We start from the raw sequence: 9367 nt of genomic DNA, 5'->3' as shown, positions 1-9367 counted from the left end.
GGCCGCGGCCGTGCGGCACACGGCGGAGCGGCCGGGGCTGCGGAACCAGTGGTCGGCCGCCGCGGCGACCACAGGCGTGCGGGCCGGGTCGATGGCGGCGAGCACCGCCGGGGTGTCGGCGTGCGAGCTGTGGTTCGCGACCACGACGCAGCCGCCGTGCGGCAGCGCACCGCTCGCGGCGAACCCGCCGGTGAGGTGCAGGACGGAGCGCCAGCCCAGGTGCCGGACGACGGCACCGGCGGTGGACGGCCGGGTGATCCGGGCCGGTGCGAGCAGGGCGGTCATGACGGGAAACCTCCGACGGAGACGACAGGAACGGCGACGGCGACGGCGTGCACGACGACGAGCGCGACCATCGCGCCGAGGGTCGAGTCGACGCGGTCGAGCAGGCCGCCGAAGCCCGGCAGCCAGCGGCCGGCGTCCTTGACACCGGCGATCCGCTTGACCTGGGACTCGCGCAGGTCGCCGATCACGCCCCACGCGGGCACGACCGGTGCGAGCCACCACAGTCCGAGACCGGCGAGCACCGCGGCGCCGACCAGCAGTGACGCGAGCGCGCCGGCGACCGTCTTGGTGGGCGACCACCGGGACAGGGGACGGGTGAGCAGGCGGGATGCGGGATCGGAGCGCCCGCGCAGCCGCCCCGCGGCGTGGCCACCGGCGAACCCGGCGACGTCGCCGAGGGACACGGCGACCACCGCGGCGAGGACCCAGTGCGGGTCGGCGGTCGCGAGCACGACGAGCGGTAGGCCGACCAGCCCGAGCGCGACCACCACGGCGGTGCCGGTGCGGCCCGCTCGCACGGCCGGCAGGAGCCAGACCGCGGCGGGGAGGGCCACGACCAGGGCGGCGGCCCAGAGGGCGGGGACCAGCAGGGCGTCCGGCACGGCGACGCGGCCGGCCACCGCACCGAGCACCGGCAGCACGGCCGCGGCGACGACCGCGACCCGCGAGCGCTGCCCGGTCAGCCGGCCCAACTCGATCCCGGCGATGACACCGATGCCGACGGCCAGCCCGGCGAACCCGAACGGCACGACCGCGGCGGTGAGAACCACGGGCGCGGCGATCAGCCACACCAGCAAGCGCTGCTGGAACTCCCGCTTGTGGGTGACGGCGACGACCACACCACCGATGCACAGTGCAACGAAGCACAGGGCAACGATCTTGACGTGGAAGGGGTCGAGGATCATCGGGCCAGCTCCACGGCGGCGGCGCGGGTCCGGAGGCCGGCCGTCACCACGCTGCCGGCGGCGATGACGACCGCGAGGGGCGCGAACCACCCGGTCAGCGCGGCCACGAAGCACAGGGCCGCGCGCTCGGTCTTGCCGATCGGCCCGCCGTTGTGGCGGCGTCCGCCGGCGGCCGCGGCGCAGATCGCGACGAACGACGGCGCGCACGAGGTGACCAGTAGTGCCGCGCCGAGCGGGCCACCGACGTGGACGGCGAGACCCACCAGCAGCGCCAGGTCGGCGAGGCGGTCCCCGGCTTCGTTGACCAGCCACCCGATCGGACGCGGTGCCCGCCGCCGGGCGAGCGAACCGTCGAGGTTCGCGGCCGCGAGGCGCAGGGCGGCGGCGACCAGCACCAGCAGGGCGGTGAGCGGTCCGGTGGGCAGCAGCGCGAGGGCGACTCCGCCGCCGACCGCGAACGCGACGCCGGCGGCGCTCACGGCGTCGGGGTGGACGTGGTGCCGGTCGAGTCGGCCCAGCACGCCGGCCAACCGACGGGCGTACCAGGGCTTGAGGCGGTAGAGCCCGAGCGGGACGCGGCGGTCCGGGCGGGCGGTCGGGAGGTCCGTGGTGGCCATGCATCCCAACCTCGCGGGCGGGCGTCGCCCCCACCTGAGCCCGTCGCCCCGGGTACCGCTGAGTAGTCGTACTCGGCGTGACCGGACTGTGACGCGACCCGGTGGAACCCCGGCGCGCGCACGACGTCCTCCTCCGGCTTGGTGCAGGCGGACTCGTCGCAAGCCTGGTGGTGAGTGCAACGGTGCCGAGACATCCTCGGCTGCGGCGCCGAGGAGAGTGCTGACGGGCTGGGACTACGCGGAACTGCGTATGGCGGACTCGCCCCGGTCGCCGAGATGCTCGACGACACAGGACGTGTCCACCCAGGGAGCTGATCGACGATGAACGACAACGACGCGGAGCTGCGGTCGCGCTCCAACCTGAAGCAGCTGGCTGGACCCGGCGTGCCGGGACTCGAGCAGGACCCGCCGCTCTACCACTTCGACGTGGACGCGAAGGATGCCGCCGCGCTTCACGCCGACCCGCACGGCTTCCTCGCCCGGCTCGGTCTCGGACCGGAGCAGGGGATTGCGCCGGCGCGCAACGTGCGGGTGACCTGGACGTCCCGCTTCTGGACCTCGGCGGGTTGGAAGGAGCGGGAGGAGTTGCCGGAAGCGATCCGGAACGACGGCGGCGTCTCGGGTTGTTGCTACGGCAGCGACGACGAGATCATCTGCCATCCTCACGGCTGACGCCTCTCATCGGACCGCTTGTACTCAGGTGCCGTGCAGGTCCACGCCCAACAAGCCCCAGCGGCGGGCGCGGTCGACCGCGACGAGCCGGTCGTGGCAGTCGAGCTTGGCGTAGCAATGCTCGAGGTGCTTGCGGACCGTGCGCTCCGAGATCCCGAGGACCCGCGCGACCGCCGAGGCGGTGAGTCCGCGCGCCACGCATCCCAGGACCTCCTGTTCGCGCCGCGTGAGGCTCACCCGGCCTTCGGTCGACCACGAGTCCTCGATGGGGGCGGCTGTGAGTGCGTCGCAGGCGATCTCCACCGCGGCGAGCAACGGCTGCAACGCCTGCGCCAGATCGCGTTCCTCGTCTCGGTAGTCGCTCGTGCGTCGGTTGAACGTCCAGCACCGGCCACTCTGCGTCGCGGCCCGCGCGGTGAGGATCGTCAGCTGGTGCTCGGCGCCGGACGGGTGCAGCAGCTCTGCGTAGGCACGAGTGCCCCGCAGTTGCCGACGGGTCGTGACGTCGCTGAGACGACGCGGTTCGGCTCGCTCCGAAGGGGGCGCATCGAGGTAGCTGCGCACCATCGGGTGGTCAGCGGCGACGGCGGCGAGCGCCCTCACGGTGTGGTCTCCGAAGTCCGGGGTCCCGCTCGGCGCGTAGGCCGCCGCCGTGTGGGTGCCGACGTCGACCGCGTTCCAGCTCACCTGATCCGAGGGAAGCAGTTGCCCGAGCACGATGGCCGTCCTGACCAGCAGTTCCTCCGGGCCTCGTGCGCCGTAGAGCTCCCACGCCAACCGTTGGGACCCGCCCGCAGGGGATGCAGAGGGGTGGCCGTGGATCATGAACGGCCCCTTCGAGAGGATGCGCTGACAACCTGATTGTCACTGGCCCGTTCGTTTTTGTCACTGGCCTTCATCGGAGCCGAACGTAGGTCCGCCGCCATTCACATGGCTGTGGTCGACCGAGGGTGGTGTGTCGGACGCCCGGGCGCGCTGACAACCGGTGCGGTGTGCAGCGGTTGTGCTCGCTCAGCCGAATGCGCTTCGAGTTTAGACCGGGGACCTACGTCCACCGGGCGGTCATGGCCGCCAGGACGGCATCCGCCGCTCTCGGGTGCGGGTAGTGGCAGTTGTGGGCGCCAGGCAGGACGACGTGCGGCGCCCCGGCGCGGTACGCGAGGTGGGCGGCCCACCGCGGCGGCGCGAAGCCGTCGTGTTCACCGGTGAGGAAGACCAGTGGTGGCCGCACCTCACCGACCAGCTCCTCCGGTCGGTCGGCGAGCGCGTCGCGGAGGAACCGCACCAGTGGCCGGCCCCCGCTGTGCAGGTACGACGGGAGGACACCGGGGAGTTCGCCGGGTCGTTCGCGTGGCACCGTGCGCGCCGCCGCCGCGGCGACCGCCCGGAGGCTGCGGACACCCGGGTCGAAGGTCGGGCCGGCCAGCACCACGCCGACGAACAGGTCAGGTGCTCGGGAAGCCGCGCGGAGCGCGGCTTGCGCGCCGGTGGAGTGACCGACCAGCACCACGGGCCGTGACGTGTGGGTCTCCACCCAGCGCACGGTGGCGTCGGCGACACCGTCGAGGGTCGGCGACGAGGAGCGGGCGCGGCCCCAGCGCCATCCCGGCAGATCGAGAACGTGGGCTGCTGTCCAGCTCGCGGTGACCCGCGCCCACGGCAGCAGGTACCGGGGGGCGCCGAGGCCGGGCACGAACACGACCGTCGGCGCCCCACCGGACGTCCCGGCCGACAGCGACCGGGTGGGGTACGTCAGTTGTCGTCGCCGCCGGTTGCGGCCTGTCCCTTGTCGACGGCCTTGTCGATCTGGTCGTCGTGGCCGCCCACCTTGTCCTTCGCCGCGTCGCCCGCCTTGTCCAGACCCTTGTCGATCTGATCGTCGTGCTGCTCGGCGGCGTTCTTGATGTCGTCCAGTCCCGGCATGGTCTGTTCCCCTCGTCGTGGGACGGCCGTGGATCGGCGGCCCCGCGGGAAGGCCTACCCACCGATGTCCGGTTCGTCCGGTCTCGCGCTGGGCAGGGTTGCGACATGGACGCCGGGCGAGCAGACGACGCGGTCCGCCGCGAGGGGCAGTGGGCGGTCGGAACGTCGAAGGGCGCGCCGTTCGCGGTGTCGCGCCGGTGTCGTCACCAATTCGCCGACCTCAGCCGCGGCGAGGTCGACGCCGACGGCTGCCTCGTGTGCCCGTGGCACGGCAGCCGGTACGACGTGCGCAGCGGCGAGATGACCGCGGGCCCACGGGGTTTCCTGGGCTACCACGGCCCGACGCCCGGCTACAGCGAGCTGGTCCTCGCGCTGGGTCGGCGCCTCCGGCTCCGGGTCAGGAAGCCGGCCAACCCAGCTCGATGAGGCCCACCCCGACCTCGTGCAGCAGGTCGCGGAACACCGGCAACGACAGCCCGACCACGGCGTGGTGGTCGCCCTCGATCCGGTCCACGAACCAGCCGCCCAGGCCGTCGATCGTGAAACCGCCCGCCACCTGCTGGGGTTCACCGGTCGCGACGTAGGCCGCCACCTCGTCCGGCGTCGGACGCCTGAACGTCACCGACGTCGACGCCACCCGCTCGGCCGTCCGCACCACGGCGTCGCCGGCGAGCACGAGCACGCAGTGACCGGTGTGCAGCACGGCCGTCCGCCCGGCGAGCTCGGACCACCGGGCGGTGACGGCCGCATCGGAGCCCGGCTTGCCCAGCGGGGCGCCGTCGAGCTCGAGCAGGGAGTCGCACCCGAGGACCACGGCGTCGCCCGTCGTCCGGCTCGCGACGTCGGCCGCTTTCGCAGCGGCGAGGACGTGGGTGAGCTCAGCCACCGACGGTGGGCCGGCCGCGGCTCCGACGGCGTCCTCGTCGACACCGCTGACCACGACGTCGAACGGCAGGCCGGCCGCGGCGAGGGTCGCGCGGCGGGCGGGGGAGGAGGAGGCCAGGACGAGTCGCACCCGGCGATTGTCCCGGCCCTCGGTAGGGTGACGCTCCGTGACCTCACAGCACCCGCTCGCCGATGTCGGCGTGATCGGCGGTTCCGGTTTCTACTCGCTGCTCGACGACGCCGAGACGGTGTCGATCGACACCCCGTACGGCCCGCCCAGCGGCGATCTGACGATCGGTGAGCTCGGCGGCAAGCGGGTCGCCTTCCTCCCGCGCCACGGCACCGACCACCGTTTCCCCCCGCACAACGTGCCGTACCGGGCGAACCTCTGGGCCCTGAAGAAGGCCGGCGTCAAGCAGGTCGTCACCGGCTCGGCCGTCGGCTCGCTCAAGGCCGAGTACGGCCCCGGCAGCCTCGTGGTCCCCGACCAGATCGTCGACCGCACCTGGGGTCGTCCGTGGACCTACGTCCCCGACGACAAGGGTGTCGCCCACGCGCCGTTCGCCGACCCCTACGACGCCGCCGGCCGCGCGGCCGCCAAGCGCGGTGCGGAGCGCGCCGGCATCGAGATCGTCGACGGCGGCACGCTCGTCGTCATCAACGGCCCGCGCTTCTCCTCGCGGGCGGAGTCGCTGGACTACCAGCGCGCCGGCTACACGATCGTCGGCATGACCGGCATGCCCGAGGCCGTCCTCGCGCGCGAACTCGCGCTGCCGTTCACCGCGCTCGCCCTGGTCACCGACCACGACGCCGGTGTCGGCGCCGGTGAGGGTGTCACGCACCACGAGGTGCTGGAGCAGTTCGCGGCGAACCTCCCCAAGCTGCGGGACCTGCTCGAGGCCACGATCCGGGAACTGCCCGACGACGTCAGTGGTTCCGAGGCCGCCACCGTCTACGACGCCGCTCCGCCGCCGTTCGACCTGCCGTAGTCCCCGTGGCGTCCCCGCTCGTCGTCGTCATCGGCGCCAACGGCCTGGTCGGCCACGCGGTCGCCCGCGCCGTGTCGTTGCAGGGTGCAACGGTGGTCGGTGTGGTGCGCCGCTCCGGTACGGCGCCCGAGGGCGTCCGCGAGGTCGTCGGCGAGTTCACCGACGCCGCGTTCACCGCACGCGTGCTCGACGGCGCGGACGCCGTGGTCACGACCGTCCACCCGATGGGCACCGACCGGTCGACCCAGGAACGCATCGGGGTCGAGGGCAACGCGACGGTGGCCCGTGAGGCCGCGCGAGCCGGCGTCGCGCGGCTCGTGCACGTCTCGACGGCCGCGGTGTACGACCGCTCGCCCGGTGTCGGTGACGTCGACGAGTCCTCGGCTCTGGTGGCTGACGACGCGAACGACTACGCCGTCACCAAGCGCGACACCGACGCGGCGATCGCGGCGGTCGACGGCCTCACCCGGGTGCTGGTGCGGCCACCGGCGATCCTCGGCCCGGGCGCCACCTCGGTGTGGAACACCCTGCGCCTGCGGGAGTTGCTCGACGATCCCGCCGAGCGCCGCGCCGCACCCGATCAGAGCTTCCCGTGGGTGCACGTCGACGACCTCGCCTGGCTGCTCGCCGACCTGGCTGTCGGCGACGGCGATCCCGAGGTCGGCGGGTGCACCGCGGTGAACGCCGTCAGCGGCACGGGAACGGTGCGCGAGTACCTCGAGGTGGCCACCCGCACGGTGGGCATCGAGCCGGTCTGGGAGGACCGCCCGGTCTGGACCGGCCGACTGCTCGGTGACCGGGCCCGGTCGTGGGGCTGGAGTCCGACGGTCGACCTCGACACCGCTCTCGCCGAGATCGCCGCCGGCTGGCGGGGCTGACCCGCAGGAACCCCGAACCTCAGGGCGTGACCGTGATCGGCTGACCGCCCGAGACCAACTGCCAGTCGTCGCTGGCGAACGTGGTCGGGTCGACCGTGCCCTGGTCGGTCACCCACTGGATCAGCAGTTGCGTGATGGGCTGCTGCTGGTTGATGACGACGGGCGCGGTGGTCACACCGGGGAAGCCCCCGCCGCCGGACTGGCGGTAGTTGTTGATCGCGACGACGAACTGGGCGGCAGGATCGACCGGCGTGCCGTCGTAGCGCAGGTCGAGGATGCGTGAGCCGACCGGCTGGCTGATGTCGATGTCGTACGTGAGCGGGGCGTCGAGGCCACCCATGATGTCGTAGTTGTAATCGGGGGTTCCGTTCGGCGCGGTGGGCGTGACCGCGTTGCACACCTGGGCCGAGGTGAACGGTCCGGTGCCGGTGACCTGCTGGAAGTACCGCGCCGAGAACTCGAGGTAGTCCTTCACCTGCGCGCCGGTGAACTGGATCGCCAGCAACGTGTTGTCGTAGATGTAGAGCCCGGCGACGTCCTTCACCGTGATCTGGCCCTGCGGGATCGCGGCCAGCTTGTTGAACGGCGCGGCGATCGACAGCACCGGCAGGTCCGCCGCCGGCGAACCCGTGGCCTGCAGGCCTTTCTCCACCGCGTCGGCCTGCACGTGGTTGATGAAGTCGATGGCCGGGGTGTCCTCGTAGCGCGCGGTCGCGGCGCTCATCGCCTGCGTCGCCGTGCCGATGACGCTGTTGACGTACCGACGGACCCGCTGGTGGGCGTCGGCGGTCACGCGCAGCACCGTCGGGTCGCCCGCGACGGTGTTGGCGTTGAGCAGCGTCGCCGCGGAGTCGACGACCTCCCACCGGTTCGCGCGGAAGCGCAGGTCGAGGTCCATGACCGTCAACCGCATGCCCCAGTAGTACGGCTCGGACAGTAGGACCTGCCTGCCGGTCGCGGTGTTCGTCACGAACCGCTGCGGGATCTCGCTGTGCGCGTGACCGACCAGGATCGCGTCGATTCCGGGCACCTCCTGCGCCAACAAGGTCGACGCGTTCTCCGGCCAGGGCAGGGCGTCGCCGTACGAGGAGGACGTGTCCATGCCCGAGTGGCACGACACGATCACGACGTCGGCCCCGGCGGCCTTCACCTGCGGGATGACCTCTTTCGCCTGCTCGACGATGCCGGTCATGCGGATGCGGCCCTCGAGGTTGGCCTTGTCCCAGATCTGGCAGCCGGGCGTCACGAACCCGACGATGCCGACCTTCACGGAGTTGCCGCGCGCGTTCCCGTGCCCGGTGTCGCCCTCGCGGCCGTGGAAGCGGATGGTCTTGACGACGAACGACGGGAACGCCGGCTGCCCCGTGTTCCAGTCGAGAGCGTTCGCCCCGAGCAGCGGGTGACGCAGTTGGGACGCGAACTTCCGCAGCAGCGGCACGCCGTAGTTGAACTCGTGGTTGCCGAGGCAGGCGGCGTCGTAGCCCACGGCGTTCATGGCCGCGGCCATCGGGTGCACCGGGCCGCGTGAGGCGGTGATCGGGTCGATCGCGGCGTAGTAGTAGGTCAGCGGTGTGCCCTGGATGGTGTCGCCGGCGTCGAGGGTGATGGTCGTGCCGGCGCCGCGCTCGGCTCGCATCGCCTTGACCAGCGTGGCGATCTTCGCGACGCCGACGTCGTTGTGCGCGGAGTCGTCGTACTCGCGGTCGTTGTAGTAGTCCCAGTTCTCGATGTGCCCGTGCAGGTCGCTGCTGCCGAGCACGGTGATCCGCCGGGTCGGCGACGCCGGGGGAGTGGCGTCCGCGCGGCTGCCGGCGACGGCGCCCAGGAAGGTCGAGCCCGCGGCGCCGACGACGGCGCTCGCGAGCAAGCGGCGGCGACTGAGGGGCTGGCGGATGAGGGCGGGGACGTCGGCTGCGCGCACGGGGTATCCGTTCGGAGAGGGTTCGCGGGAGATGCGGGGGTTTTGCACCGGTTCGGGAACTTACCGTGTCCGGTCGCCGGGCGGCAGGAGCAGCCCGAGGCGCATCCGGAGCCACGAGACCGCCCATTACGACCGTTCGTCGGCATAAAGCGCGGGTCTCGACCGCCGATATTGATCCTTGACCAGTTCAACTCAACCTCTTACGTTGCTCTCACCGGCCGTCCTCCGCGCCGGGTTCCCGTGTCGCCCCGAGCGGCACCCCAACGCTGTCCGGCGTCGGCCGGACGGGAAG

The 9367-nt window shown here is 72.5% G+C and carries 11 protein-coding genes and 1 pseudogene; 4 read left to right on the top strand and 8 right to left on the bottom strand.

Features of this window, described 5'->3' with window-relative positions; translation table 11 throughout:
- From ACXR2U_RS15940 to ACXR2U_RS15930, 3 genes and pseudogenes are all read right to left on the bottom strand, one after another.
- Positions 1-285 (bottom strand): annotated as a pseudogene (locus ACXR2U_RS15940) (1-acyl-sn-glycerol-3-phosphate acyltransferase); the annotation flags it as partial.
- Positions 282-1190: a phosphatidate cytidylyltransferase gene (locus ACXR2U_RS15935; RefSeq protein ID WP_458826047.1), complete on the bottom strand. Its 909-nt coding sequence runs from the start codon at positions 1188-1190 to the stop codon at positions 282-284. The gene ACXR2U_RS15935 and the pseudogene ACXR2U_RS15940, both read right to left, overlap by 4 nt.
- Positions 1187-1807 (bottom strand): CDP-alcohol phosphatidyltransferase family protein, encoded by a 621-nt coding sequence (locus ACXR2U_RS15930; protein ID WP_458826046.1) that lies wholly within the window; start codon positions 1805-1807, stop codon positions 1187-1189. Before ACXR2U_RS15930 ends, ACXR2U_RS15935 begins: the two co-directional genes overlap by 4 nt.
- 321 nt (positions 1808-2128) lie before the next feature.
- Between ACXR2U_RS15930 and ACXR2U_RS15925 the strand changes: the two genes are divergently transcribed.
- Positions 2129-2479: a hypothetical protein gene (locus ACXR2U_RS15925; RefSeq protein ID WP_458826045.1), complete on the top strand. Its 351-nt coding sequence runs from the start codon at positions 2129-2131 to the stop codon at positions 2477-2479.
- Positions 2480-2503: 24 nt separating this feature from the next.
- On the opposite strand, the gene ACXR2U_RS15920 is transcribed toward ACXR2U_RS15925, so the two are convergent.
- From ACXR2U_RS15920 to ACXR2U_RS15910, 3 genes are all read right to left on the bottom strand, one after another.
- Positions 2504-3304, bottom strand: coding sequence for a helix-turn-helix transcriptional regulator (locus ACXR2U_RS15920; RefSeq protein WP_458826044.1), 801 nt, complete (start codon positions 3302-3304; stop codon positions 2504-2506).
- A gap of 220 nt (positions 3305-3524) precedes the next feature.
- Positions 3525-4178 carry an alpha/beta fold hydrolase gene (locus ACXR2U_RS15915; RefSeq protein ID WP_458826043.1) on the bottom strand — a complete coding sequence of 218 codons (654 nt, stop codon included), beginning with the start codon at positions 4176-4178 and terminating at the stop codon, positions 3525-3527.
- Between the two features lie 53 nt (positions 4179-4231).
- A complete protein-coding gene (locus tag ACXR2U_RS15910; protein WP_458826042.1) occupies positions 4232-4402 on the bottom strand; it encodes an antitoxin in 171 nt (56 codons plus the stop codon).
- A gap of 105 nt (positions 4403-4507) precedes the next feature.
- Here ACXR2U_RS15910 and ACXR2U_RS15905 point away from each other — a divergent pair, with 105 nt between their 5' ends.
- A complete protein-coding gene (locus ACXR2U_RS15905; protein WP_458826041.1) occupies positions 4508-4828 on the top strand; it encodes a Rieske (2Fe-2S) protein in 321 nt (106 codons plus the stop codon).
- On the opposite strand, the gene ACXR2U_RS15900 is transcribed toward ACXR2U_RS15905, so the two are convergent.
- Complete coding sequence (locus ACXR2U_RS15900; protein WP_458826040.1) at positions 4800-5417, bottom strand: Maf family protein; 618 nt, start codon at positions 5415-5417, stop codon at positions 4800-4802. The two genes, ACXR2U_RS15905 and ACXR2U_RS15900, sit on opposite strands and share 29 nt — an antisense overlap.
- A 37-nt stretch (positions 5418-5454) precedes the next feature.
- Between ACXR2U_RS15900 and ACXR2U_RS15895 the strand changes: the two genes are divergently transcribed.
- A complete protein-coding gene (locus ACXR2U_RS15895; protein WP_458826039.1) occupies positions 5455-6276 on the top strand; it encodes an S-methyl-5'-thioadenosine phosphorylase in 822 nt (273 codons plus the stop codon).
- A 5-nt stretch (positions 6277-6281) separates the two neighbouring features.
- A complete protein-coding gene (locus ACXR2U_RS15890; protein WP_458826038.1) occupies positions 6282-7154 on the top strand; it encodes an NAD-dependent epimerase/dehydratase family protein in 873 nt (290 codons plus the stop codon).
- A gap of 19 nt (positions 7155-7173) precedes the next feature.
- Here the strand turns inward: ACXR2U_RS15890 and ACXR2U_RS15885 are convergent, their stop codons facing one another.
- Positions 7174-9075, bottom strand: coding sequence for a bifunctional metallophosphatase/5'-nucleotidase (locus ACXR2U_RS15885; RefSeq protein ID WP_458826037.1), 1902 nt, complete (start codon positions 9073-9075; stop codon positions 7174-7176).
- Between the last annotated feature and the right edge of the window lie 292 nt (positions 9076-9367).

It is taken from the genome of Jatrophihabitans sp. YIM 134969 (genome assembly GCF_054456675.1).
The sequence above is the reverse complement of the archived record's forward strand: the minus strand, read 5'-3'. Positions and strand labels throughout refer to the sequence as shown.